A 26,115-nucleotide genomic window follows, 5' to 3' on the forward strand; every position below is an offset into this window, starting at 1 on the left:
TGCGGCTTCAGCCATGTCGAGTCGACTCAGACGGTCTCGGACGAAGATGTCTCGGCGTCCAACACACTTGAACATCAGGACCCGGTGGTCCCGCACCCGAACGTGACCACCCGGATCGAAGACTCGGTCCTCCGCGTCACGCTCCCCCCCGTGTCCTGGACTGCCATCAAGTTGGTGTGAGGCGAGGCCCGGTACCGAGCGAACGCAGACGAACGTCGTGCCACTGTTGCGACAGACCGAGTCGGCCTATGCGGCGAAGCGGTTTCTTGTCGACCGTGCTTCCAAGGTCACCATCGCACGCGAACTGGGGATGTCCCGGTTCCGCGTCGCCAGGCTCATCGACGAGGCCTACGAGAACGGGCTCGTCGACGTGAAGATCAGCATGCCGGGCGACGTTGATTGGGAACTCTCCAGTGCGATTCAGGAACAATTCGGCCTGGCCTCGGCCTCGGTCGTGCAAGTGACGGCTCAGGACGCAAAGACGGTCCGGAGAGCCCTCGGGCCAGTGGCTGCGCAAGTTCTGCGGGACGAACTCCGAGACGGCGACCTTCTCGGCGTGTCCGTGGGGAGATCGATGCTCGACGTCGCTCTGTCCGCCCGCGGCCTTCCTCATTGCGATGTGGTCCAGCTCACGGGCATCGCCGCCCCCAATCTTGCGTCGGGTCAAGCGATACCGGACATTATGGCGCGAGCCTCCGGAGGCTCTGCCCATCTGCTGCACTCACCGCTGACCCTCCCGGACCCGACAATCGCGGCCGCGATGCGCAACCGCCCGATCAACCGCCGGAGCCTCGCGAAGTTGGATCATCTCGATATCGCCATCGTCACCATCGGCAGCTGGGATCCTCCCCAATCCCAGCTGTTCGAGACTCTGGCCGATGAGGAGTTGCGCCGACGCATCTTGCAAACCGGAGTGCTCGGGGAGGTGGGCGCGACGCTTTTTCTTGGCGATGGCCGACTCTCGGAGGACCTGGCGCCGGTCGCGATCGCCGTGTCCGTTGCACAGCTCGCTCGCGCGCGCTCGGTCATCGCGGTCGCGGGCGGGCCGGGGAAGGCGCGCGCCATCAGGGCGGCCTTGCTGTCGGACATGGTGTCCTCGCTTGTGACCGACGGCCCGACGGCCCGCGAACTTCTCCGACAGCCGCTCACCTGAGCGGTGACAAACCCCGGTCCGGCGAACCGCCCTACCGTGTGGAACGCACACTCGACGAAATGGAAACCACATGACCGACCAGGTAGGTACGAAGGAGCACGAAGTAAGGCGGATGCGCGCAAGCGTGCTGACTGGACCGCGACAGCTGGAGGTTCACGAAGTCCGTGTCCCAGACGTCGGCTCCCGGGACGTACTCGTGCGAGTGGAAGCAGTCGGAGTTTGCGGGTCCGATACTCACTTCTATCAGGCCGGACGGATCGGTGATCTGGTTGTCGAGGGACCGATCATTCTCGGTCACGAGACTGCGGGGGTGATCGTCGACGTCGGTGTTGAGGTTGATCGAGCCAGGATCGGGGAACGGGTGTCCATCGAGCCGCAGCGACCGTGTCGTCGTTGCGATCATTGCCGGAACGGCGATTACAACCAATGCTCGGACATCGAGTTCTACGGCGCCTACCCGATCCACGGCTCGTTCGCCGAGTTCGCTGTCATTCCCGATGATTTCGCATACCGCCTCCCCGATGCCATGACGCTCGAAGAGGGCGCCTTGCTCGAGCCGCTCTCGGTGGCGATCTATGCATGCCGCACTGGACGAATCACGGCTGGCTCGAGGGTACTCATCGCTGGCGCTGGACCGATCGGGTTGCTCATCGCGCAGGTCGCTTTCGCATTCGGAGCAGCCGAGGTGTCGGTGACAGACCCCCAGCGGAGCCGCCGAGATTTCGCGGAGGAGTACGCCGAGGTCCGCGGTATGGTCCCCGCCGCGCTCGAGGGAGTGCCGCCCTTCGCAGATGTCTTCATTGATGCATCCGGAGCTCCATCGGCGATCGTCAGCGGGGTGCTAGCGGTGCACCCGCGCGGAAGGGTGGTCCTCGTTGGGATGGGGATGGACGATGTCACGCTCCCGGTGTCGGTGATCCAGCATCGAGAGCTCATGGTGACCGGAACGTTCCGCTATGCACACACCTGGCCGCTCGCTATAGAACTCGCTTCGACCGGGAAGGTGCGACTTGCGCCGCTGGTGACGAGCAGGCATTCGCTCGACGACGTCGAGAGCGCTCTTCTAGCGGCCTCGACAGATCCATCCAGCATCAAGTCGGTCGTCGTCCCCACTGCGATGAAGGAGTGACTCACGGAACGGGCTCGGGCTCGGGCTCGGCATGTTCGCTGCTGAGCCCGGCCGTCAGAGCTTTCGGGTCGAACCCCGCACGATCAGGGAGCCGAGGAGCGCGGTGCGGGCAGGGCTGACGACTTCTCCGGCGCTGTCCTCAGAACGCTCGATGAGGAAGCGCATCGTCCGAGCGGCTGCTCGACCGAGGTCGAACGTCGGGATGTGATAAGTCGTGAGTGGGGGCGACATGAGCTGACTCTGGTGGACATCATCGGTCGCGACGATCGAGATGTCCTCTGGAATGCGCAGTCCTGCTTCTGCGATCGCCTGATACGCACCAAAGGCGCTCTTGTCGCTCACGGCATAGATGGCAGTCGGCGGTTCAGACAACGCCAAGAGCTGCACGGTCTGGCGATAGCCCTTGAGGACGTCACCCGGTTCTTGACGAGGCATGAGCCCAGGGTCGGGAGTCAAGCCGGCATCTGAAAGCGCCGCCTGATATCCGTACATCCGGTCTCGGAGGCTCACATATCGTCTGGATCCGAGGAGCATTCCGATACGGCGATGGCCGAGATCCAGCAGGTGGGACGTGCTCAGGTGACCCGCCGTGAAGTTGTCGGCCGTCACGGCATGCGTGCTGGCGTCGTCCTCGAGGTAGTTCTCCAGAAGTACGACGGGTATCGAACTCCGAACGACGCGCCTGACCACATCGCCGTCGACATCACCTCCGTTGGCCAGGATGACGCCGTCGAGGCCGCCTCCGGACATCGAAGCGAGGTCGCGGATCGGATCGTCGCCGACGCGACAGAGTTGAAGCAACATCCGCATGCCGTGCTCTCTGAGTCCCTGCTCGACGCCTGAGACGACCTGCGCCATGAAGCCGTCCTTCGCCGCCTCCGGAGAGATAGCTTCCATGACGAGGCCGACCGTGAGCTTCCGCGCCGCCTCACGCGGCCGCTGCACGTGGACGTATCCGATCTCCTCTATGGCTTGCAGGATCGCCGAACGACGTCGATCGGAGACGCCGCCCTTGCCATTGAGGACCAGAGACACCGCTGAAACGCTCGTGCCGGCCCGCGCTGCCACATCACGCATCGTCGCAACGCTCGCGGCGCCAGCAGTTTTGGCCGGATTCAGGTTCGACATGTGGCTCTTCTCGGTCGAAAGGTGTCCCTCATCTAAACACGCCGTCCAAAAAAAACAAACAAGAACAGGACGCTTTGTTGCGGCATGTTCCATCACGCCCATAGAGTGCTGCCATCAGTCCCGTCGATGCGGACGGGCTCACAGAATCAGGAGAACTTCATCGATGACCACTTCAGCGCGAGCCGACATCAGCCTGGCGTCAACTCCGACGACGTACTCCCGGGACATCTTCGGGCACTTCATCGAACACTTCCACCGGCAGGTCTACGGAGGGATCTTCGAACCGGGCTCGCAGCTGACCGACGAGCGCGGATTCCGCCTCGATGTCATCGAGGCGATGCGCGAGTTGCGGCCCTCGGTCGTTCGCTGGCCCGGAGGCTGCTTCGTGTCCGGATACCACTGGGTCGACGGAGTGGGACCGGACCGCGTGCCCTTCTACGATAAGGCGTGGCGCGTCACCGACCCCAACACCTTCGGAACGAAGGAGTTCATCGCGTGGTGCGAGGCCATCGGTGCTGCACCCTACATCTGCACCAACGCTGGAACCGGCACGGCCGAGCAGATGAGCGACTGGGTCGAATACACGAACCTCCCGGCCGGGTCCGGGAAGTGGTCAGATCTCCGAGCAGCACATGGCGACCAGCGCCCCTTCGATGTGCGCTACTGGAGTATCGGCAACGAAAACTACGGTGACTGGGAGATCGGGGCCAAGGACGCTCACGAGTGGTCGCGGCTGGTTGCGGAGTCAGCAAAGATGATGCGCCACGTGGACGAGGACCTCATTCTCCTCACCGCCGCTCGAGCCGACCTGGACTGGATGCTTCCGCTACTCAACGAAGCGGGTCAGTTCCTCGACACTCTGTCGATCCACGGCTACTGGGACAAGTTGTCCCAGGTCGACGAGCCCTCCGACTACCTGACCTCGATCGCACAGTCTGTCGCTCCGCAGGACGACATTCAGCGCACTCGCGAGATCATCGGGGCCGCCGGCCTCACGGGGAAGATCTCAATCGCGTTCGACGAGTGGAACCTTCGAGGATGGCATCACCCGAACGGCAACTCACCCGAGAAGCTCGCAGCACGAGACCGCAACGACCTGAACTCGACCTACACGGTTGCCGACGCCCTCTTCTCGGCAAGCTTCTTCAACACGTGTCTTCGTAACGCGGACATCGTGTCAATGGCGAACATCGCGCCCAGTGTGAACACTCGAGGTCCCCTGTACGTCCATGCCGATGGCGTCGTGCGCCGCACGACATTCCATGTGATGGCCATGTATGCCACTCTCCTCGGCGATCGCGCTCTGACCAGTAGCGCTCAGTCCCGAGAGCTCCCGGGAACCGACATCCCGGTCTTCGATCACCTTGCAACGATCGACGAAGCGACCGGTCAGCTGTCGATCGTGCTCATCAACCGTGAGCCTGTCGAAGACCTGCAGGTCACCCTTTCGATCGGGGGAGTCCCCGTGGACGGCACCTTCCCATCCACCGTCCTGTCGGGTCCCGACGTCGACGCCTTCAATGATGTCGACCGGCCGGACGCGGTCGTCCCTATCGAGCGCCAGCTTGGCTTCCACCAGGGCGTCGTCACCCTCGAACCCCACTCCGTGACGATCTGCCAGATCGCACTGCCACTCGCCCATGGAGCAGGCGCCGTCGAAACGCCGGCGCCTGGGCTCGCTTGGGAGCTCGACGGTCGACTCTGGCACCGCAACGCAACCGCTTGACCCGTCATTCGAACCACCATCGATCAAAGGAGATTTCATGGACATCATCACTGGCGGCCCGGTTATCAGCCGGGCGACGCTGCTCCGGGGGATGGGCGCCGCGGCGCTCCTCTCCGTCACCGGCGTTTCCTTGGCAGCATGTGCCCCAGGAGCCGGCCCGAGCGGCCCAACCTCGGGCAAGCTGGTCTTCGTCGTCTACGGAGACGCGGAGGCTCAGAAGACGTACAACCGTCTTTTCGCGGCGTTCTCGAAGCAATATCCGGGCATTCAACTTCAAGCGCTGGCGATCGCGGCCGACACGTGGGCGGACTTCCTCAACACCGTCTCGACACGGATTGCCGGCGGGCAGCAGATCGATGTCATCCAGGTCGCAACCGAGGGGCAGCGGCTGTTCGCATCACGAGATGTCCTCGAGCCACTCGACTCGTTCATCCGCAAGGACCAGTCGCTGGTCGACGAGTACTACGCCGACACGCCGCCGCAGCTTCGTGAATGGTTGAACACCTACGGCTCGCCCGACGGTCGCACCTACTACATGCCGACCGGCTACAACACGATGGCGCTGCAGGTGAGTACGAAGGTGCTCGCGCAGGCCGGAATCGAACTTCCGGACGCCGGCTGGACGTGGGACGAGTTCCGCGCCGCCGGGCAGACGCTGAAGAGTAAAAACGGTGCGTTCATCGGCACTGCCGGAAGCGGATACTTCATCGATGTCATGCCCTGGCTCGTCAACAACGGTGCCAGCACCATGGACGCGGACTGGACGAAGCCGACCTTCTACACCCCGCAGGCTGTGGAGGCGCTCGAGTTCGTCCGGTCTCTGGTCGTCGACCAACTCGTGCCGAAGCCCGGCGGCACCTTCGACGCCGCATCGCAGATGCAGAAGGGCAAGCTGGCCACGTTTGGTGGCGGACGCTGGCCGACTGCCGCCTTCCAGGACTTGAAGATGTCAGACCAGGTCACCCTGCGTCCCTGGCCTCGGAACCAGGCTGAAGGGACAGTCGTCGGCTGGGAGGGTTGGCCGATCCTGAAGGGGTCGAAGAACAAGGAGGCGGCGTGGACCTTGATCAAGTTCCTCATGTCGAAGGAGTACGGGGAGGCGATCACGACAGGAGGTGCTTCCTTCGTCCCTGCCCGCGTCTCGATCACCACGGGCCCGCTTTTCACGAAGGACGCACCTTCCAACTCCACGCTGCTGTACGAACAGCTGCCCACCGCGGTGCCGCTCCCCGCGCCGGATCGCTCCACCGAGTTTGCTCGCATCGTCGAGGAGGCTTGGTCACAGGGGGTGACCGGCGCGAAGTCGGCTGACACAGCTCTCCGTGACGCTCAGAAGAAGCTGGAGGGGCTGGTGTCGTGAGCGCTTCTCCAGCTGCCGTACGGGTGGGGACTCCCTCATCTCCACCCGTACGGCGTCACCGCCGACGCAACGGCTGGACCGCGGCCGCCTTCATCGGGCCCGCGATGCTGCTGTTCCTGGTGTTCATCCTCGGGCCACTCATCGCGGCGTTCATCCTGAGCTTCTTCCACTACGACCTCCTGACTCCGCCCGAATACGCGGGTCTGGAGAACTTTCAGGCCCTCGCCACAGATCCGCTCCTCCTCCGCGCGTTAGGGAACACCTTCCTCTTCAGCCTCGGTTCGATGGTGACCCACCTCGTCGGCGGCCTGCTCCTCGCACTCGCCGTGAACTCCGGCATCAACAAAGTGCTCGGATACCTTGTGCGCTCTGCAGTCTTCTTCCCGTTCCTCATCTCCTGGGCAGCAGTCGCGCTCATCTGGCAGTTCGTCCTGGACCCGGCCTTCGGACTCCTCAACCACTACCTCGGAACGATCGGGATCTCAGCACCGAACTGGTTCGCGGATCCTGCCTGGGCGTTGCCCGCGATCATCGGAATCGACTTCTGGCATACCATCGGATACACGTTCCTGATCATGCTCGCTGGCCTTCAGACCATCCCTCGTGAGATCAATGAAGCCGCAACCGTCGATGGGGCCTCTGCCGTCCAGCGGTTCTTCCACATCACGCTGCCACTCATGTCACCGACGCTGTTCTTCGCGACCATCGTGACGTTCATCGGCGCTTTCCAGATCTTCGATCCCATTCAGATCATCACCAAGGGCGGCCCGGACGATGCGACTTTGTCCGCCGTCATGTATCTCTACCGAACCGGCTTCCAAGCGTTCGAAATTGGCTACGCCTCGTCAGTCGCGTTGGTGATCTTCGTGGTCATCATGCTCGTCACACTGGTGCAGTTCATCGGACTTCGCAGATGGGTTGACCAAACATGACATCCTCCACAGATCAGACCGGTATCCCGCGGGGCGCCGACGCCCGTGCGACCCGACCCTCTCGGACACGTCGGCGAACGCCCGGTCAACGCGCAGTACGGTGGCTGCTCAACCTGGGTCTCTGCCTCATCATCGTGCTCATGGCAGCACCTCTCGTCTGGCTTGTGTCGTCGAGCCTGACCGCTCCTGAAGCAGCCTTCCAGCTGCCGCCCAACTGGATTCCGATCCCGTTCACCCTGGACAACTTCGTGGCGGTCTTCACCGTCGTTCCTCTCGGACGCATGGCGCTGAACAGCCTCATCGTCGCGGTCATCAGTGTCGGCGGATCGCTGATCATCGCGTCTCTAGCAGCGTATGCGTTCTCACGCCTGCAATTCCGTGGCAAGGAAGCGGTCTTCGTCGTCCTCCTCTCGGCTCTGATGATCCCCGGCCAGCTCACGCTCATTCCCGTGTTCATCCTGATGCGCAACATCGGCCTCATCGACTCGCTGGCCGCCCTCTGGCTCCCTGCCCTCATCAACGTCTTCGCGATCTTCTTCCTCCGTCAGTACTTCAATTCCATTCCCCGCGACCTGGACGAAGCCGCTCGGATCGATGGTGCCGGACACGTGCGTATCCTGTTCCAGATCATGCTGCCGTTGGCCACACCGGCGCTCTCTGCGCTCGCCATCCTCGGCTTCGAAGCATCGTGGAACAGCTACTTCGGACCACTGGTCTTCTTGAACACGCCTGAGAACATGACGCTCCCGATCGGCCTGGTGTCCCTCTCCTCGGGGCTGGGCTCGGCACAACCGACGGTCGTCTTCGCCGGAATCACCCTGGTGGTCCTGCCGATGCTCGTGCTCTTCCTTCTGCTGCAACGGACCTTTGTAGAAAGCGTGGCGGCGGTGGGGGTGCGCGGGTGACGTACAACGCCCTCGCTTCGGTGCCCCGCAACCCCCTCACGAGAGCGGCGGCGGCGATCTGGACGGACCTCCCTGTCCAACTGCTCCTCGGCACCGCTGCCGCCGCTGCGTGGTCCCTTGCGCGCTACTCTGTTCTGTTCACCTTCATTGCACTGCTCATCGTGGTTCCCATTCTCGGACTGCAACTCGCCGTATTCACCGCGTCCTACGACGGTCGGGCAGTCCGGCTGTCTGCGACGTTGGCGCTACTCCCCCGCGCAGCCCTGTCTGCCTGGCTGTTGAGCGGTCCGGGAGTCGCTGCGTTCGCGCTCACCGTCGCGGCGTTCCAGATCTTCGCCGTGAGCGGCCACTCCTGGATGCTCCTGAGCGGGGGTGCCGGCCTCGCCGTCACGGTCGTCCTGACTGCCATCGGTCTCATGGCGGTACCACCGACGTTGGCCGGAAAGCAACCGCGTAGGTCGGCTTGGGCCGATGCATTCATCCAGTTCGTTTCGAGGCCAGCGTCAGGACTTGCTACCGTCTCGGTGTTCGGTCTCGCCGGTTGGGCCAGTTCCGTGTTGGCTTTCCCTCTCCTCATTCTGTTGTCCCTGCCGCTCGTCGCCCTGTGGCACGCCACCACTCGGCCGCTCACGAACTGACGTTCAGGAGCGAGAGGAGAAGTGGGATGGTCACACAAGCGAGGACCGTCTGGACACCGGTGATGGACGCCATCAGCCGCGCGTCTCCGCCCATGCGGGACGCGAGTACATAGGCCGACGGCGCCGTAGGGACGGCCGTGATGAGTAGGATGCTCGTCAGGGTCGGTCCGGTGATCCCGAAGGTGAAGGCGATGGCGACTGCGCCGAGCGGGAGCGCGATGAGCTTCACGATGGCCGTGATGCCGATATCGAGAATGTCTCGTCGGGAGAATGACCAGCGAAGCGCCGCACCGGAGATGAGCGTGCCGCAGACGAGGGCCGGAGCTGCGAGAAGCATGATCGTCGAGGAGACCGGGCCAGGCAGTGATACCCCGGAGAGATTGACGATGAGGCCGAGGGCGACGCCCTGGATGAGTGGGTTCACGAGCATCTCTTTCCACAGTGGCGGTTTGCGGCTGTCTCCTAAGCGGTCACCGAACCTGGACAGCGCACTGACGGAGATCACGTTGACGAGGGGCACGACGACCGCGCTGGCCAGAGCAAAGGTCGCCGTCCCCTCTGCCCCGTGGAGCGACGAGGCGAAGACGAGCCCGATATAGGTATTGATCCGGATCGAGCCTTGCACGAGTGACGTCAGCTGTGGACCGCCCGCGCGCAGCGGCCGCCGGAGAACGACGATCACTCCTGTTGCGACGAGGATGGGCGCAGCGACGCTCACAGCAAGCGGTCCGAGGGGGACCGATCCGAGGTCCGTCGACGCCACAGAGGTGACGAACAGGGCAGGGGTGAAGACCCGGTAACTCATCCACTCGAGGCCGCGCCAGAAGCTCGGGTCGCTGACGAAACAACGTCGGATGGCCGCCCCACCTCCCAAGAGCAGGAGTATCGGGACGATCGCCGTTGCCACACCAGTCATGAGAACCGACTGTGGTGCAATGGGTCAGTGCAGTTCAACCATGACAATATGACCGGCGCCTTCCTCGCCGCGGACCTCGTGAACTTGGCCCATCGACACTGGTCGCGATCAGCCCTCCTCGACGTGCTCACCACGCACGAGATACGTCGTCGCGAGGTCACCGAATCAGGTTCGATGTCTCTTCGGGACTGGACCGGTCGCCTGCGACGAGTGTTCGACAGCGGCGAGGCCGACACACGGTGCACGGCAATCAATGATGTTCTCGATGCGGCGGTCTCCCGTGTCTACGTCACCACCCACAACGAGTTGCGCCCGCACCTGCACTTCGTCTCGGACGAGCTAGATGTCGTCGCGCGTGTCAGAGCCGTCACCGCCGGCGGCCTCGCCATGTTCCTGGTCGAAGCGGGAGGCGAACGCCTCGGTCGCTGCGGCCGTGACGGCTGCGGTCTGGTTTTTGTGGACACCAGCAGAAACGGCCGGAGAGCCTACTGCTCGGCGCGCTGCGGGAATGCAGTCGCAGTCGCTCGTCATCGTGGCCGGGTCGTGCCGAAGGCTGAGACCGAGTCGGAACGACAAACACGCGCGAATCCGGGTTGGCCCTCGAGTCCGGTGAGTGATGACTGCACGCGACGGTAGGCAATGTGGACGGAGCTCTTGACGTGCGAACCCACACTCGGGCACTCTCCAACTGCGCGTTGTTAACGCTCACATTTTCTCAATGACGAGGAGTGCCCCAGATGGCGATACACAGAATCAAGCGCAGGACGAGCCCCGTGGATGGAAGTCATGCGGACCGCGGAGCCGACCCCCGGTCCGATCGAACACGGTCTTCGACGCGTGCGCGGCGTCGCGTCTACAGCATCCTGTGCATGATCGTCGCTCTCGTGGCGTCGCTGGTCGGACCACTCGCCGTCTCGTCCTCTCCGGCCGAGGCCGTCGGAGAGCCGACGTTCAGGAACCCGCTGGTGAGTGGCGCGGATCCCACGATCGAATACGCCGACGGCAACTACTACATGGCCACCACGACCTACGTCAACCGCGTCACCATCCGCAAGGCTCCTACGCTCGCAGCGCTTGCAACGGCGGTGCCTGCGACGGTCTACTCGGACACCGTGCCGGGACGGAACGGGACCATGTGGGCGCCGGAACTCATGCGGCTGCAGGGCCCGAACGGTTGGCGCTGGTACATCATGTACACGATCGGGGCGACGAACACGTTCGCCCAGCAGCACCTCCACGTGTTGGAGAGCGCTGGCGACGACCCGATGGGGCCGTACACCTACCGAGGCCGGCCGGTCCCCACCGACGAGTTCAACATCGACGGTTCGTACCTGGAGCTGGGCGGGCAGCTGTACATGATGTGGTCGGAGGTCAAGCCTGGCTCGCAGAACAACTACATCGCACGCATGTCGAATCCTTGGACCCTGTCGACGGCGCCGGCGATCTTGTCGCAGCCGACCGAGGATTGGGAGCGCGTCGGCTCGCCCGTCAACGAGGGTCCGGTGGCTCTCCAACGGAACGGGCAGACCTACGTGGTCTACTCGGCGAGCTTCTGCGGGACAGAGGACTACAAGTTGGGCATGCTGACCTACGGCGGCGGAGATCCTCTGGTCGCCGCGTCCTGGACCAAGAGTGGACCGGTCTTCTCGAAGGCGAATGGCGTGTTCGGGCCAGGCCACAACGACTTCTTCACCTCTCCCGACGGGACCGAGGTGTGGAACATGTACCACGGGAACGCGGGGCCGAACGACGGCTGCGGCACCGGTCGCACGAGTCGCGCCCAGCCCGTGTCGTTCGCTGCCTCCGGCGTACCGGCGTTCGGACAGCCCGTGTCCACAACCACCGATGTGGCTGTCCCGAGCGGTGAGCGCAGTGGCCGCACGCAGGCCGTCAGAGGTGCGTCGATGGAGCTCGTGAATCGCAACAGTGGACTCTGCGCAGTCATCACCGGTGGGAGTCCCGCTGATGGGGCACTCCTCCAACAGGGTCCGTGCACCGGAGAAGCATCCACGCGGTGGACATGGGATTCGACCGGCGACGGCTTCTTCCGACTGGTGAATGCCTCCTCCGGAAAGTCACTCGACTCTGCCAACTGCGGAACCGCCAATGGCACCGCCGCCCGACAGTGGTCATGGCTCGCCAATGCCTGCCAGCAATGGAGCGCCTCGCCCTCCAACGGAGGCTATTCGGTCATCACGAACCGCGCCAACGGTCGCGTCCTCGACGCCGCGAACTGCAGCACGGCGCCCGGATCGGCAGTCCGTCAGTGGGCGGCGCTCGGAAACGCCTGCCAGGACTGGACGCTCCGACCCGTCGGAGACGTCGCGGTGACCTCGACGGCGAGCGGCAAGTCGGTCGATCTCCCGAACTGCTCGACGGCGGTCGGTGCGGTTCTGCAGCAGTTCGACTGGCAGGCGAGCCCATGTCAGCGCTGGTCGTTCACTGCGGCGCCGGGTGGCGGTGTGCAGATCCATGCCGCTTCAGCACCCGAACTCTGCCTCGCAGTCGCAGGAGGAAGCACGTCCGACGGAGCGGATGTCGCCCAAACCACTTGTGGATCGCCGGGGAGCTCCTGGAGGGTGGATCCTGCATCGGACGGCGCGGTTCGCTTCGTCGCGCTCCACAGCGGGAAAGCCCTCGACCTCGGGAACTGCCGGCTGGACAATGGCGCTCGCATCGGCCAGTGGACAGATCTCGGGAATCAGTGCCAGCGATTCCGTCTGGCTAGCTGACCACCGGTGTGCTGACGGCGGGGTCGTCCGATCGCACTCGGACGGCCTCGCCTTGCGCCATTCCCCGCACGGCGGTGACAGACGGCTTGAGCGGCGAGCACCCGTCCAGACTCCCTACCGGGAGGATCTCAACGGGCAGCGCGGAGCTACCTCAGGTGCAAGGCATCGCGTGAAACCAAGCGATGGGTCGATTCCGTGCCGACGGCGGCACAACGCAGCCTTGGGTGCGGTCCGCAAGACCGCACCCAAGGCTGCGTGCAAAGCCCTACTGGACCGTCGGAACGGTGAACTCATTCACTCCGAAGCGCGAAGGATCGTGGGAGGTCGAGAAGACCCCCGCATCTGGCGCCGTCGCCAGCCCAGGCAGCGTGATGGCACCGCCCACAGCCGCAAAGTTGGATCCATCCGTCGAGTAGTAGCCGGTGACCTGGTTTCCCGACCGAGTCAGCTTCAGCCAGATGGGTCGGCTGGTCGTCAAAGCGACTTTGGACTCGGAGTCGATGTATCCGTCTCCGTCTGAGTCCCACTCGAGGACGACGCCGTTCGACGGGGTGACCGCCAGGACCGCGTAGCCGGGAGAATACCCAGGACTGGAGATCGAATTCTTCACCATGAGGCCCGACTTGGCCCATGCGCTGCTCTCGGCTTGCGAGACCACCTTGGTCGTCACAGACTTCCCGGTCGTCAGCCCGCCAGGAACGTAGACAGCGCCGTAGCCATCGTCGAACTGGGCGCCTCCCTTGAACACATCGTTTCCGTTCGCACCCAGCAGGAGCTGGGTTCCGCTCTGTGCGGCTTCACCTCCGCCGGTCATGAACGAAGACAGTGGAGCGGCAACGCCTGTACTGACCTGCAGGTCGCTGATGAAGTTGGTGGAAGCCCGTGTCGCATCGTGGGATGTGCTGAAGATGCCGCCGTCTGCCGCTCCCGCGATACCCGTCAACGTGACCGCGGAACCGATCTGGCGGTACGAGCTCCCGTCGATGGAGTAGAAGGCTGTGACCTGAGTGCCTGACCGCACCAGGCGGAGCGAGATCGGACGCTGTGTCTCCACAGCAACCTTGGACTCCTTGTCCAGATAGCCGTCTGCGTTCGAGTCCCATTCCAGTACGACACCGTTGGCTGGCGTGACCGCGAGGATCGCGTAACCGGGCGAGGAGCTGGCCTTCGTCATGTCGTTGCGGATCATGAGCCCGGTCTTCGCCCAGGGGTTCGTGTCGTTCTGCGCATCGACCCGAGCCGACAGCGTGGTGCCCGATCGGACGACCCCGTCCTGATAGACAGCGCCGAAGGCATCGTCGGTCTGCGCCCCACCGCGCCACACATCGGCACCCGCCGCGGAGATCGAGAACTGATCGCCGCCCTCCTGCGCGAAGTAGGACGACGTCGCCGAGGTGCCAGTCGTTTGGTAGGGGGCGGCTACATGCGACCCTCCGGCGCCGCAGGAGGGGTAGCTGGTAGCCGAGTAGTTGGCGTTCGCGGGTGTCCGCAGACCGGGTGCAACGCCCGCTTCGCACATGATGACCCGAGCGGTCGTTGGCCACGGCCCGGAAACAGCCTGGTCGTTGGTCACCGTGTTGTTCGTGGTGGAGTTGAAGAGGCCCCAGACCTCACCCCTGTTGTGATAGTTGTTATCGGCGTTGTTGTCTTTCGTTTCGTTCGGTCCTTGATTGCCATTGGTGTTGGCGAAGATCCACTGGCCGGCGTCCTGGATGACGTTGTACCGCGCCGACATGTAGCGCGAGCCCTCGTCGAGATACAGGCCGATTGTTGACTGCAGGTCATAGATGTAGTTGTTGCGGTAGACCGTGCCCGGACTCGCGGAGAGGTTGTAGATCGAGCCCCCGTCGCTGAAGCCCTTCTTGGTCCCGTGCACCAGGTTGTATGCCACGACGTTGTTGGCCAGGGTCGTCTTGGTCGAATACTGCGGGTTGAAGGCGTAGTAGCCGCGGTTGCGGTAGTCCGGCGATCCTCCTGGGTCGTTCACTCCCCAGCCCCAACCAGTGTCGATCCCGTCGTAGGGCACGTCCGCGACCTCGTTCTGCACGATGCGGGCATTGGTCACGTAGGTGGTGAGAATCCCGGAGTTGTCCTTATAGTCCTGGCCGATCTTCGTGACGGTGTTGTTCTGGATCAGAATGTCGCGAACGATCATCTTCGGATCCGACGGGTGGTGGGCGTCTTCACGAATGCCTCCGACAACGACGCCACTTCCGGCGAGCTGGGTGAAGGTGTTGGCCGACACTGTGATGTTGGAGGTGCCGAGGCCGACGCCGGTCGCGTGGGCATTGGCGTCCATGCCGATTCCGAGGCCCGTCTGACCCAGAGCCGTGAACGTGTTCTTCACGAACGCGACCTGGCTCGCCGCCGAAACTTGCACTGCTGCGGGCTCCTGGAACCAGGTGTTGCGAGATCGCTCGAAAGCAGCACAACCCCGATTGCAGGCGGTGAACGCATCGGCCGGTCGGTAGTCGTAGGCGCCCTTGGAGAAGGTGCCGTTCTGCTGGTTCGTGTAGCCGTCAGCGCTGGACGGGCCGAGCCACGATGTTCCCGAGAACTGGATGCCCTGGAAGGTCAGGTTCGACACAGGTGCGTCATAGGTGCCACCGATGTGCACAAGAGACTGCAGCCGCGGGAGCTCAACGGCCAGTGATCCCGGGTCGACTCCGTCAGCCGGCTTGTAGTAGAGCTTTCCTGCCACAGGGTCGATGTACCACTGGCCTGCGGTCCGCACAAAGTTGAGCGAGTTGTTCAGTGTGAGGGTCGGTCCGTGGAAACCGTTCTGGAGCGTGTCCCAGCCCCAGGTGTTGTTGTCCCACCCCGGCTGAGCCATAACCACCGATGTGCCGGAGATCGAGGCGACTCGGCTGTAACGATCGGTCCATGCTCCGGTACCGTTCAGCTCGATGCGATCCTGCTGCGGAAGGGAACTCAAATAGTTGAGGGCCGGGTTGTTGATCGTGAGTCCCGTGGCCGTGAGGGTGACGTCGGTCTTGCTGATCGGGATCGAGGCACGCGGAGCACGCACGCCGTCGACGTACAGCTGTCGTGTATCAAGCCCGATCGGTGTATCGGCAACGTAGATGTTGTTCGCACCGTCGAACTTCGTCCAACCGCTCACAGGCGTCGCGCCGGTGATGACAGGTGTGGTGCTCGTCTGGTTCTGCCAGACCACATGGCGACCCGGTGAACCGCCGTCCGATGCGCCGAAGTTCAGCGGCGCGGAGACACGGTATGTGCCGCCCCCCAACAGCACGGTGACGTCTTCCGAAGATGATGCCAGCGCCGATCTGGCCGCGACCTGGGCGTCCGTGATCGAACACGGTGCAGCGGCAGAACACGCCGTGCCAGTTCCAGTAGGCGACGTATAGATCGTCGTGGATGCAGCGCTGGCCGACGGAGCGGGTCCGGCGACGACGGCAAGCGCGACGAGGACTGTGGCCGATAGCGCGGCTAGAGGTCCCAGCTTCATTGTTGGTCCTTTGTTCGTGCGATCCCCGCGAGGATCTGCCCTCCCATGGCGACAACGCCGTCGCACGGATCGAGCTTCCGACAAAGATTATACATATGATGAAATGCTGTCAACGCGGTCGATGCGCGCTTCGCACGGTCAAACTCATCCGACCTGGCCCGTCGGGATACCGCGCCAGCCCGATAGCAGGAACGGTGAGCACGAGTCAGTCGATACCTGGGTTTCGAGAGTTGGGCGCCGAACGCCTCAGCTTGCGACAAGGATCGAAGCTGGTCAGCTCCAGCGCCCCCGTCGATTCTGGACCGGACCGCCCATGCCTGTTGAGAAGCTCATACTCACTGCCGAAGAGGCTGCAGCGTCCCTCGGGTGGGCCGTTCCACGGGCTACGACCTCAAGAGGCTCGCTGCGCCGTCCGCTGACGGCACTGAGACTCTGGGCGGAGCGACATATCGACGAGGACCTGGAAGCCAGAGACGCCTTCGACGAGCGAGGGCTCGAGGAGGCGACTTCGGCGCTCTGACGCGAGGCGGCTTCGTGCCGCCCCAGGGAGTCTCAGCTATTCGCGCCGCGCGTCGCCGAGCTCGGGAGGTTGTCCTTCGGAAGGCTCGCACCCGCTGCCAAGGCCTCGGTCCAGGCTTCCGTGGTCGAGACCGCCGCGAAGTTGGAGTTGAGCAACGCCATGAGCGTGCCGTGCACGGTCCGGGCGTCCGCAGATCCGGCGTCGTTGGTGATGTTGATGGCCCCGGTCGCGTCGGAGAGGACTTCGGCCTCAAGGCCGAGTGTCTCGGACTGGGCCGCCGACGCGAGGATGCAGTTGTTCGTCATGTAGCCGACGAGTGTGACGGTATTCACATCGTGCTCCTGGAGCCAGTCGAGCAGATCCGTTCCCGCGAAGACCGACCCGTACTGCTTGGTGATCGACTTCCATTCGGGCCGCTGCCGGCGCGCGATCTCGGGGTGCACGTCGAACCCGGTGGTGGCGGGGTTGAAGACCGGGGCGCCCTCGCCCGCCGTGTGCTGGACGACCGCGACGGGCACGCCGGCCGCGACGGCAGCGTCGATCGCCGCGGTGATCCGAGGGAGGGACTCGGCGTGAGGCGGGAATTGGATCTCCAGTGGACCGGAGAAGTACTCCTGCTGGACGTCAACGAGGATCAGCGCGCGTCGTGCGGTACTCATGGTTCATTCCTTACGGTCAGATGGCGCCGTTCTGGCGACCTTCCTAGCCTTCGTTGTCGTCGCATGATCAACAAGTGGCCCAGATACGCAATACTGATGAGATCAGGCCAAGATTGGAGCGCTCGTGAACATCGCTGTCTACGCTTTCGACGGCATTACGCTGTTCCACCTCTCGGTGCCGCAGATGGTCTTCGACGAGGTACGACGACTGGGACTCGGAGACTGGCGGCCAGTCCTGTTCGGCGAGTCCCTTGGCCCGATTCGCACGGCAGAGGGCTACACGATCGAGGGGACTCAGGGGCTGGACGCTGTCGACGCCGCCGACATCGTCGTCATTCCGTCCTGGACGGACGACGCCCGACCCGTTCCGCCGAGCGTGCACGACTCCGTCGTCGGCGCACACCGAAGCGGTGCGATGGTCGTGGGTCTCTGCCTCGGAGCCATCGCTGTCTCCGATATGGGCCTCCTCTCCGGTCGCAGCGCTGCTACCCATTGGCACGCCGTGGAGAGCCTCCGAGCCCGCCACCCCGAGATCTCAGTCGATGCCGACAAGCTCTACGTGGATCACGGCGATGTCCTGACCTCGGCCGGAACGGCGTCGGGTATCGATGCCTGTCTCCACATCGTGCGGACCAGACTCGGCGCGGAGGCTGCCAACCGCGTCGCCCGCAGCCTGGTCGTCGCCCCGCACCGCGAAGGTGGGCAGGCCCAGTACATCGAGCGGCCGATCCCGAGTGACACCGGCGAGGACCCCATCGCCCGGGCGTCCGGATGGGCTCTCGACCATCTCGACGAGGATCTGTCTATCGATCGTCTCGCTGCGGCTGCTCGGATGAGTCGTCGATCATTCGTGCGACTCTTTCGAATGGCGACCGGCGCGACGCCCGCCGCCTGGATCCGCGCGCGACGCCTGGACGAGGCCCGCCGGCTCCTCGAGATGACCGATCTCCCCATCGATCGCATCGCCGCGTCATGCGGATTCACACCGGTCACCTTCCGGCAGAACTTCGCAGCGACCTTCGGCAGCACACCGTCCCGGTACCGTGCCCGGTTCGACGCGCGGCAGGCGGCGGCAGGATAGCCGGCCGGACCCGAACGCCGCGCATCCGGTGACCGTTCACCCACCGCGACCCCAAGCCGCCGAAGTGCTCAGCCGGACCGATCCTCATCGCCTACCGATGAGGATCGGCGAGCCCGTCCGGCTGCCGTAGGCCGTCGCTGAACTCGACTCATCTGATCTCGATCTCGTTCCCACCCTTGACGCGCAATCGGCGCAGGCTTAGTCTCATCTCAAGTACAGACCGTGCGCTCGGTCGGTTCACATTTTGTTCGATAGAGTCATCCATCCGCCCCGCGGAGGGAACTTCAATGAGGAGGTTTCATGTCCATGTCCAACCCGGGCGGTCCGCCGCTCACTGCGGTTGATGCCGTCACCCCAGCACACGAGCGCGTTCCACTGATCGCGCCACCGACCGAGAAGGCGGCGCCGCGCGTGATCGCGGCGATGGTCGGAGCACGCCTAGGACTGATGGTCGCATTGTCGACGCCGCTGACCGCGGGCCTCGTCCTCAAGCTCCAGACCCTGGTCGACCCGGATGCCATCGTCGGCACCCTCGGCCTCGTCACGTCACTCGGGGCGCTGTCCGCCCTCCTGTTCGATCCCATCTTCGGCCGACTGAGCGACCGGACGACCAGCCGGTTCGGTCGACGCCGCCCGTGGATGCTGATCGGCGCGGCGGGTCTCATCGTCGCTCTCGCGATCATCGCGCTCGCGCCGAACGCCGGAGTGGTCGCACTCGGATGGGTGCTCGGCCAGATGCTCGCTAATGCAGCGGTCAGCGCACACACCGCCACACTCGCCGATCAACTCCCTTCTCGCCAGCGCGGCAAGGTCAGCGGCATGATCGGCATCGCGCAGCAGGCGGCAGCGCTCGGCGCCGCCTACGCCGCCCAGTTCCTGGGGACCCAGCTCCTTCTGCTGTTCCTGGTGCCCGGCGTGATCGGCTTCATCCTTGTGGCCGTGTACGCCTTGGTGCTGCCCGATCAGCAGCTGCCGAAGCGGCCGCGCAGCGAGGGCGGGTTCCTCACGGTCCTGAAGACGTTCTGGGTCAACCCGCTCAAACACCCCGACTTTGCACTCGCGTGGGGCTCGCGGTTCCTGCTCGTCCTCGCGAACTTCATGTTCATCACCTTCCGCCTGCTCTGGATCCAGAACGAATTCGGCCTGACACCCGCCAAGGCTGCCGAGGTGATGGCCACCGGTGTGCTCTGCTACACGATCTCGCTCATCGTGGCCGGCCAGATCGCCGGCTGGTTGTCAGACAAGATCGGCCGTCGCAAGCCGTTCATCGTGGGTTCCGCGCTGATCTTCGCCGTCGGGACGTACATGCTCACCCATGTCGAGAGCAACCAAGGGTTCTTCCTTGCCGAGGTCGTCCTCGGCATCGGTTTCGGCATCTACGTGGCCGTGGATCTGGCTCTCGTGCTCGACGTGCTGCCGAGCGCGAACGACGCCGCGAAAGACCTCGGCGTGTTCAACATCGCGATGGCGGGGCCGCAGGTGCTCGCCCCTGGCGCGTCGGCGATCCTGATCGGTCTTGGCGCCGGGCAGAACTTCGACCTGATGCTCGTCGTCGCCGCCGTCATCGCGATCCTCGGGGCCGTGATGATCCTGCCCGTCAAAACCGTCAAGTAGATCGAAAGAGCTCACAACATGTCACGAACAGCTGAGGACCTCCGCTCGATGGTCTCAACGATGACCCTTGACGAGAAGGTGCGCCTCCTTTCCGGAGACGGGATGTTCATCCTCGCCGCGGACGAGCGCCTCGGCCTCGAAGCGATCGTCCTGTCGGACGGCCCGACGGGTGTTCGTGGCGAGATCGTCGTCGGGGGCAGGCAGGCGTGCCTGCTCCCCAACGCCAGCTCGATCGCGCAGAGCTGGAATCGGGAAGTCCTGGAGGAGGTCGGCGGCATCCTCGCCGAGGAAGCGCTGCTGCAGCGGATTCACGTCGTCCTCGGCCCGACGATCAACTTGCACCGCTCCCCCCTCGGCGGACGCCTCTTCGAGGCGTTCAGTGAGGACCCGCTCCTGACCGGCCACCTCGCGTCGGCCTACATCCGCGGCCTGCAGCGCCACGGTGTCGGGGCGAGCGTGAAGCATTTCCTCGCCAATGAATCGGAGACGGAACGCACGACCGTCGACTCCGTCATCGACGAGGCAACCCTCCGCGAGGTGTACCTCGCTCCGTTCGAGATCGCCGTTCAGGATGCCCAGCCATGGACACTCATGGCCGCCTACAACCGGGTGAACGGCGTGCCCTCCACGGAGCAGCAGGAGCTGCTGGCCGACATTCTGAAGGACGAGTGGGGCTACGACGGTGTGGTCATGTCCGACTGGTACGCGACCTCGCGGACCGCAGAGAGCGTGACCGCGGGCCTCGACCTCGTGATGCCGGGGCCGAGCACACCCTGGGCGGATTCCCTGGTCACCGAGGTGCGCGGCGGCAACGTTCCCGAATCCGTCGTCGACGACCATGTCGTGCGCATTCTCCGTCTCGGTGACCGGGTGGGCGCGCTCGGCGAGCAGCGCAGCTGGCCCGCGCACCTCCCCTCCCCGGACGCGCCCGAGCGGCGGGAACAGCTCCGCCGGATCGCCGCATCGGGAATGGTGATCCTGAAGAACAACGATCACATCCTCCCTCTGTCCAGTGACGCTGCGGAGACGCTGTTCGTGACTGGCCGTCACGCCCATGACACGGTCGCTCAAGGCGGCGGGTCCGCTCAGGTGCGTCCTCCGCACGTCGTGTCCATTGAGGCCGGGCTCCGAACCATGTTCGGGTCGCAGCGGGTAACGGTCCTCGACGGCGTGGAGACGCGCGCTACGCTCCCTGCCATTGACGGGAGGTTGATCAGCGATCCTGTCACCGGAGCCCAGGGCATGCGGATCCGTGTCTTCGACGATGCCGGGGCCGTGCTCCACGACCGAGTGGTCGATGTCGCAGAGGTCGAGGACAACAAGACCGGGTGGCTCGAGCACGCTGCGGCCATCGAGCTCAGCGCAAGACTGAACGTGCCGTCCGGCGACTACCAGATCGGGGTGCGAGGACCAGGCGTCTGGGAGGTCCACGCGCCAGGCCACCGGGAGGAGTTCGAGATCCCGTTCCACCCGGGCCCGGGAGGCGGCTTCTTCCGACCCCGCAGTCACTCGTCGGCCATCCGGTTGGAGACCGGCTCGATCGTCACCGCCACCGTGCAGCGAGCAGGCATGGCGAGGATCCTCGGGCTCGTCCTGAGCGATGCCGCTCGTCCGGCTGCCCAAGCGATCGCCGCGGCCGCGGCAGGCGCTCAGCGCGCCGATGTGGCGATCGTCGTCGTCGGCCTGACCCCGGACGAAGAGACAGAGGGACAGGACAAGCGCACCTTGGCGCTCCCCGGCCACCAGGATGCGCTGGTGACCGCGGTGGCTGCAGCGGCCCACCGAACGATCGTCGTCGTCAACGCTGCGACTCCGGTGCTCATGCCATGGATCAATGACGTCGACGCCGTCCTCGTCGCCGGGCTTCCCGGACAGGAGGCGGGCGACGCTGTCGCGGCCGCGATTTCGGGCCTGGTCCCGCCGGAAGGCCGACTCGTGACGACGTACCCGGCGGCGAACGGCCAGGGTCCTGCCTGGAGCACCACGCCGCAGCACGGCCGTCTCGAATACCGGGAAGGTGCGTTCGTCGGGTACCGCGGGTGGTTGAGGACGGAGGACGAACCGGCTTTCTGGTTCGGAGCCGGCCTGGGATATACCGAATGGGCCTATGGCTCGATCGAGGTGTCGAGCGCCGGCCCGGCCGGAGTCCAGGAGGTGTCGGTCTCTGTCACGAATGTCGGCGAACACGTCGGCCGCGAGACCGTCCAGGTGTATCTCGAACCCGCTTCGGCCGAGCTCCCCACACGTCTGATCGGTTGGTCCTCGGTCGAGCTGGTCCCCGGTGAGAGTGCATCCGTGTCGGTCGAGTGCGACGTGCGCTTCCAGCGCCGGTGGCAACCGTCGCACCAGGCATGGACGCCACTCGTGGACGGCCGGCTCATCGTCGCCCGGGGTCTCGGAGACGTTCGCGCTAGTCTTCCAATCGGACCCGCCGCAGCAGGCGGTTCACTGAACATGTCGAGAACCAGCGTCACAGCAGAGGTGTGAATCCATGTCGTTTCCCGCGAACTACCTGATCGAAGCCCAGACCGACAAGCTTAAGCGCGACGGTGATCTGACCCGGATCACAGCGCTCCAGGCGGCGGCCGCTCAGATCTCGGAAGTCGGATTCCACAAGACGACCATTTCAAACGTCGCGGCACGGGCGGGCATCTCCCAGTCCGGACTGTTGCACCACTTCCCCTCCAAATCGGCACTCCTGGCAGCGGTCCTCGACCAGCGAGAACAGGACGACAGCGACTTCCTCTTCGGCGAGGGTGTCACACCCATGGGCTGGGCAGCGTTCGACTCGCTCGTCGCGCTCACCGCTCGGAACGCCACGCGACCTGAGTGGGTGAGGCTGTTCGTCCTCGTCGCCGCCGAGGGCACAGCGCCGAGCCATCCCGCGCACGATTGGGTGACCAGGCACTATCGCAGCATGCGGTCCTGGCTCGCCGACGCCATCCGTGACGGTGTCGCGAACGGCGAGATCAGTGAAGCGGCGCCCATCGACGCCCTCGCTGCGGGAACCATTGCTTTGCTCGACGGCGTGCAACAGCAATGGGTGCTCGACCCGCAGGCGGTGCCACTCGTGCAGACCGTCCGCGTGCACGTCGAGGGGCTCAAACGCCTCTGGACCCCGGGCAGCTAGGACACCGTTCGCCTGCAGGGGAGCCGCATGGCTTCATAACAGACCGAGCGCTCGGCCTGCCTCCACGATTCGATCCATAACTCAGAGGACCCCGCATGATCTTCGGCTTGATCGCCTTTGGCCTCCTCGTTGGAGGTCTGACCGGGATACTCGGCGCCGGCGGCGGCATCATCGCCGTCCCCGCGCTGGTCTACATCGTCGGGATCCCCCTGGAGACGGCTATCTCGACATCACTTCTGATGGGCGCGGTCGGACCGATCGCCGCCCTGATCCCACGTATCCGGACTGCCGTCGACTGGCGCATGGTCGGCGCCGTGGCCATCGCGGGAATCCCGATGGCGTTCATTGGAACCGCGGTCGGTTCCCTGCTTCCCGAGCAGGTGATCTTGGTGGTGTTCGCGGCGCTCATGTTCGCGTCGGCCGTCCAGATGCTCCGACGCCGACCCACCGAAGCCGTCGACGACTCCCGGCCGCCGCTCTGGATACTCCGTGGCTTCGCGGTCGGACTACTAGTCGGATTCCTGACCGGCCTGCTCGGTGTCGGAGGAGGCTTCATCACGGTACCGGCCCTCGTGCTCGCGCTGCGTCTCCCCATCAAGAAGGCCATCGGAACGTCACTCGCAATCGCCGTCCTGAACTCCGTCGCGGGGATCGTGGCACACGTCGGGATCACCCGCCCGGACTGGGGGGTCGCCCTGGCCTTCGGACTACCCGCGATCGCCGCATCCTTCGTCACGGCGCGATTCGCCCACCGGATCAGTGGTCGAGTACTGCAGACGGGGTTCGCGGTCCTCTTGTTCGTCGTCGCAGGCCTGACGATCCTCCAAGTCCTGACGCGATAGAACCGCACCGGTAGTCACCCCGGGGCGACCCGTCCGGCCCCGGGGCACCAGGTCAGACGCCGAGCGCGCGGAGCCACGAGTTCGAGCGCCGCGAGCACTCCTGGCACGTAAGAGCACTCCGGACGCGCACGCCCTCCACACCGCTCGGCGGCCGACCTGGATGCCGCAGCCCACCCATGACGCCGCCTCAGGCGCCGACCGGGAGGGCGAAGCGATCGGCGACGAGTTCCACCGTCCTGGTCTGGATTTCACGGGAGTGGCCGCCAGTAACAAGCATGATCTCGTCGGCGGACGTCTGCTCGTGCAGGCGTTCCAGCGCCAGTCCGACCTCGGAACCGGTTCCGTGCAGGGTGTTCGCCATGTACATGTCGAGCACTTGACGCTCATCGAGTGTGGCCGGATACGCTGCGACCTCGTCCGGGGAGAGCAGAGCGTAGGGCTTGCGCTGGAACATCCGCAGCATTGCCATCGCCGTCGAACTCGTCTGTCGACGCGCCTCTTCCGGATCATCGTGAGCCGCAACCGAGACACTGACCATGACGCGTGGTTCGGCTAGCGCCGGAGAGGGCCGGAAGGCGTCACGGTAGATCCGCAGGGCGCTGGTGACATCAGCCCGACCGAACTGCAGGGCGAACGCGTAGGGGCGCCCGAGCCGGGCAGCCAGATGAGCGGAATACGTGGAGGACCCCAAAGTCCAGAGCTCAGGGAGCCCCTCGGTGTGCGGAACCCGGTTCTGTTCAGCCTGCCAAGGCCCTGGCACGGCATGCACAGCCCGGTACGGGTGCCCCTCCGGGAAATCATCCTCGAGGAAGCCGACGAGTTCCCCGATCTGCTCCGGAAAGCGGTCGTCGTGATCGTGCCGTCGGCGCAGCGCGGCAGCCGTTGCTTGATCGGTACCGGGAGCGCGCCCCACGCCGAGATCGATACGACCGGGCGCGAGCGCGCTCAGCATGCCGAACTGCTCCGCGATCAGGAGAGGTGAGTGATTGGGGAGCATGATTCCACCGGCTCCGAGCCGGATGCGTTGCGTCTCGCCCGTCAGCCGAGCCAGCATCATCTGGGGAGAGGAGGTGGAGGCGCCAGGCATCGCGTGATGCTCCGACATCCAGTAGCGCTGAAAACCGCGTCGATCAGCCAGCTGCGCCAGGGCGATCACCTCACGGTACGCCTCACTGGCCGAGGTACCGATACCGGTCAGCGCGTTGTCCAACACGGACAGGCCGAACGGTGCGGTTCCAGAAGAGCTAGCAGCAGTCATCATTTCATCTCACTTCTCATGGCAAAAGGCCGTGAATAACGTGATGATGAGCCTAACACGTTCTCACGGCATCCCTTCTTTGCTACCGTGAGAACATGACGAGGATCACCCTTCCGCCTGCCCCAGGCGAATCTGAGCACCCCAGCCTCGTACTTGCGAACAGCAGGGTGCTGCTCCCCGGCGGTCGCCGAGTCGATGAGCTCGAGAGTCCTGATACAGCCACCGCCTGGCTCATCGAAAATGGTCTTGTGCCCTCGGACACCACGCTCCTCCCGTACTGCCAGAACCAGCTGGCCGGATTCCGAGAGGCGCTCCGAGACCTGTTCCGAGCACAGGTGGAAGGGCAGGCTCCTCCAGCTGTCGCGCTACAACACCTGAACTCGGGGTTGATTGCAGCACCAGCGGTCCCGATCCTCAAGTATGCGCCGAACACGGGCTTCTCCCGCGTGGCGGAGCACCCGACGACGTTGCTGGTTGAGCACGCAATCGCCCAGCTCGCGGAGGATGCAGCGGCGATGTTGAGCGACCAGCAAGTGTCGCGGTTGGCGCAATGCGCCGCAGCGCCATGCGACCGGTTCCTCCTCCGCACGCACGCTCGGCGCCATTGGTGCTCGACCCGGTGCGGCGACAGGGTTCGCGCAGCGCGCGCCTACGAGCGTCGGCAGCGCGCAACCGCGCCGGCGTGAGCGGGTCGACGTCTCGACGGCGAGTGCGCACTGGCTCGAGAGCGCGGACTAGCCGCGTTGACGACGTCTCTCTCAACCGTCGAAGTTTAGAATCCAACCTGCGGTGCGCGCGTCTGGCCGCGACTTTGGGACTGGTCGTCGCGTTCACACACGAACACTGCCGGGACGCCCTCAGTCACGCCACGCACCCCGCGGCAGGGCCTGGGCCTTGGTCATCCATCGGACGCCGGACCG

At 64.7% G+C, this 26,115-nt stretch carries 20 protein-coding genes and 1 pseudogene; 16 read left to right on the top strand and 5 right to left on the bottom strand.

Going from position 1 to position 26,115, the window contains the following annotated elements; all coding sequences use genetic code 11:
- The 3 genes and pseudogenes from IFU11_RS14015 to IFU11_RS14025 form a co-directional block, all read left to right on the top strand.
- Window positions 1-180: pseudogene (locus IFU11_RS14015) on the top strand (alpha-L-arabinofuranosidase); the annotation flags it as partial.
- Between the two features lie 37 nt (window positions 181-217).
- Window positions 218-1,153, top strand: a complete 936-nt coding sequence (locus IFU11_RS14020; RefSeq protein WP_192019333.1) for a sugar-binding transcriptional regulator — start codon at window positions 218-220, stop codon at window positions 1,151-1,153.
- Between the two features lie 70 nt (window positions 1,154-1,223).
- Entirely contained in the window at window positions 1,224-2,282 is a 1,059-nt protein-coding gene (locus tag IFU11_RS14025; protein ID WP_192019334.1) for an NAD(P)-dependent alcohol dehydrogenase, read from the top strand.
- Between the two features lie 54 nt (window positions 2,283-2,336).
- Here IFU11_RS14025 and IFU11_RS14030 read toward each other — a convergent pair whose 3' ends face one another.
- On the bottom strand, window positions 2,337-3,410 hold the full coding sequence (locus tag IFU11_RS14030; protein WP_192019335.1) for a LacI family DNA-binding transcriptional regulator: 1,074 nt from the start codon (window positions 3,408-3,410) through the stop codon (window positions 2,337-2,339).
- A 385-nt stretch (window positions 3,411-3,795) separates the two neighbouring features.
- Between IFU11_RS14030 and IFU11_RS14035 the strand changes: the two genes are divergently transcribed.
- From IFU11_RS14035 to IFU11_RS14055, 5 genes are all read left to right on the top strand, one after another.
- Window positions 3,796-5,136 (top strand): alpha-L-arabinofuranosidase C-terminal domain-containing protein, encoded by a 1,341-nt coding sequence (locus IFU11_RS14035; RefSeq protein WP_199862307.1) that lies wholly within the window; start codon window positions 3,796-3,798, stop codon window positions 5,134-5,136.
- Window positions 5,051-6,496 (top strand): ABC transporter substrate-binding protein, encoded by a 1,446-nt coding sequence (locus tag IFU11_RS14040; RefSeq protein ID WP_197977586.1) that lies wholly within the window; start codon window positions 5,051-5,053, stop codon window positions 6,494-6,496. Before IFU11_RS14035 ends, IFU11_RS14040 begins: the two co-directional genes overlap by 86 nt.
- A 104-nt stretch (window positions 6,497-6,600) precedes the next feature.
- A complete protein-coding gene (locus IFU11_RS14045) occupies window positions 6,601-7,428 on the top strand; it encodes a carbohydrate ABC transporter permease (protein ID WP_137243674.1) in 828 nt (275 codons plus the stop codon).
- A 140-nt stretch (window positions 7,429-7,568) separates the two neighbouring features.
- Window positions 7,569-8,333: a carbohydrate ABC transporter permease gene (locus IFU11_RS14050; protein WP_197977588.1), complete on the top strand. Its 765-nt coding sequence runs from the start codon at window positions 7,569-7,571 to the stop codon at window positions 8,331-8,333.
- Complete coding sequence (locus IFU11_RS14055) at window positions 8,330-8,971, top strand: hypothetical protein (RefSeq protein ID WP_192019337.1); 642 nt, start codon at window positions 8,330-8,332, stop codon at window positions 8,969-8,971. Before IFU11_RS14050 ends, IFU11_RS14055 begins: the two co-directional genes overlap by 4 nt.
- Here the strand turns inward: IFU11_RS14055 and IFU11_RS14060 are convergent.
- On the bottom strand, window positions 8,961-9,887 hold the full coding sequence (locus tag IFU11_RS14060; protein ID WP_192019338.1) for an AEC family transporter: 927 nt from the start codon (window positions 9,885-9,887) through the stop codon (window positions 8,961-8,963). The genes IFU11_RS14055 and IFU11_RS14060 overlap by 11 nt on opposite strands.
- Before the next feature lie 48 nt (window positions 9,888-9,935).
- Here IFU11_RS14060 and IFU11_RS14065 point away from each other — a divergent pair, with 48 nt between their 5' ends.
- Both IFU11_RS14065 and IFU11_RS14070 read left to right on the top strand, forming a co-directional pair.
- A complete protein-coding gene (locus IFU11_RS14065) occupies window positions 9,936-10,523 on the top strand; it encodes a CGNR zinc finger domain-containing protein (RefSeq protein ID WP_199862308.1) in 588 nt (195 codons plus the stop codon).
- 233 nt (window positions 10,524-10,756) lie between these two features.
- Complete coding sequence (locus IFU11_RS14070) at window positions 10,757-12,619, top strand: RICIN domain-containing protein (protein WP_137243679.1); 1,863 nt, start codon at window positions 10,757-10,759, stop codon at window positions 12,617-12,619.
- A gap of 265 nt (window positions 12,620-12,884) precedes the next feature.
- Here IFU11_RS14070 and IFU11_RS14075 read toward each other — a convergent pair whose 3' ends face one another.
- Window positions 12,885-16,091 (bottom strand): right-handed parallel beta-helix repeat-containing protein, encoded by a 3,207-nt coding sequence (locus IFU11_RS14075; protein ID WP_192019340.1) that lies wholly within the window; start codon window positions 16,089-16,091, stop codon window positions 12,885-12,887.
- A gap of 552 nt (window positions 16,092-16,643) precedes the next feature.
- Complete coding sequence (locus IFU11_RS14080; protein ID WP_137243680.1) at window positions 16,644-17,270, bottom strand: isochorismatase family protein; 627 nt, start codon at window positions 17,268-17,270, stop codon at window positions 16,644-16,646.
- Window positions 17,271-17,394: 124 nt separating this feature from the next.
- Between IFU11_RS14080 and IFU11_RS20815 the strand changes: the two genes are divergently transcribed.
- The 5 genes from IFU11_RS20815 to IFU11_RS14105 all read left to right on the top strand — a co-directional run bounded on the left by IFU11_RS20815 (window position 17,395) and on the right by IFU11_RS14105 (window position 23,937).
- Window positions 17,395-18,351 (top strand): GlxA family transcriptional regulator, encoded by a 957-nt coding sequence (locus IFU11_RS20815; RefSeq protein ID WP_192019341.1) that lies wholly within the window; start codon window positions 17,395-17,397, stop codon window positions 18,349-18,351.
- A 300-nt stretch (window positions 18,352-18,651) separates the two neighbouring features.
- Window positions 18,652-19,965: an MFS transporter gene (locus tag IFU11_RS14090; RefSeq protein ID WP_137243682.1), complete on the top strand. Its 1,314-nt coding sequence runs from the start codon at window positions 18,652-18,654 to the stop codon at window positions 19,963-19,965.
- Window positions 19,966-20,025: 60 nt separating this feature from the next.
- On the top strand, window positions 20,026-22,452 hold the full coding sequence (locus IFU11_RS14095) for a glycoside hydrolase family 3 protein (RefSeq protein WP_244631809.1): 2,427 nt from the start codon (window positions 20,026-20,028) through the stop codon (window positions 22,450-22,452).
- A gap of 4 nt (window positions 22,453-22,456) precedes the next feature.
- Window positions 22,457-23,095, top strand: a complete 639-nt coding sequence (locus IFU11_RS14100) for a TetR/AcrR family transcriptional regulator (RefSeq protein ID WP_192019342.1) — start codon at window positions 22,457-22,459, stop codon at window positions 23,093-23,095.
- Between the two features lie 95 nt (window positions 23,096-23,190).
- Entirely contained in the window at window positions 23,191-23,937 is a 747-nt protein-coding gene (locus IFU11_RS14105; RefSeq protein ID WP_192019343.1) for a sulfite exporter TauE/SafE family protein, read from the top strand.
- 187 nt (window positions 23,938-24,124) lie between these two features.
- Here the strand turns inward: IFU11_RS14105 and IFU11_RS14110 are convergent, their stop codons facing one another.
- Window positions 24,125-25,198, bottom strand: a complete 1,074-nt coding sequence (locus IFU11_RS14110) for an LLM class flavin-dependent oxidoreductase (RefSeq protein ID WP_244631810.1) — start codon at window positions 25,196-25,198, stop codon at window positions 24,125-24,127.
- Window positions 25,199-25,290: 92 nt separating this feature from the next.
- On the opposite strand from IFU11_RS14110, the gene IFU11_RS14115 reads away from it, so the two are divergent.
- Window positions 25,291-25,881, top strand: a complete 591-nt coding sequence (locus tag IFU11_RS14115; protein ID WP_175117481.1) for a CGNR zinc finger domain-containing protein — start codon at window positions 25,291-25,293, stop codon at window positions 25,879-25,881.
- The last annotated feature ends 234 nt before the right edge of the window (window positions 25,882-26,115 follow it).

This window comes from Plantibacter sp. CFBP 8804 (genome assembly GCF_014841225.1).
Classification (GTDB): Bacteria; Actinomycetota; Actinomycetes; order Actinomycetales; family Microbacteriaceae; genus Plantibacter; species Plantibacter auratus.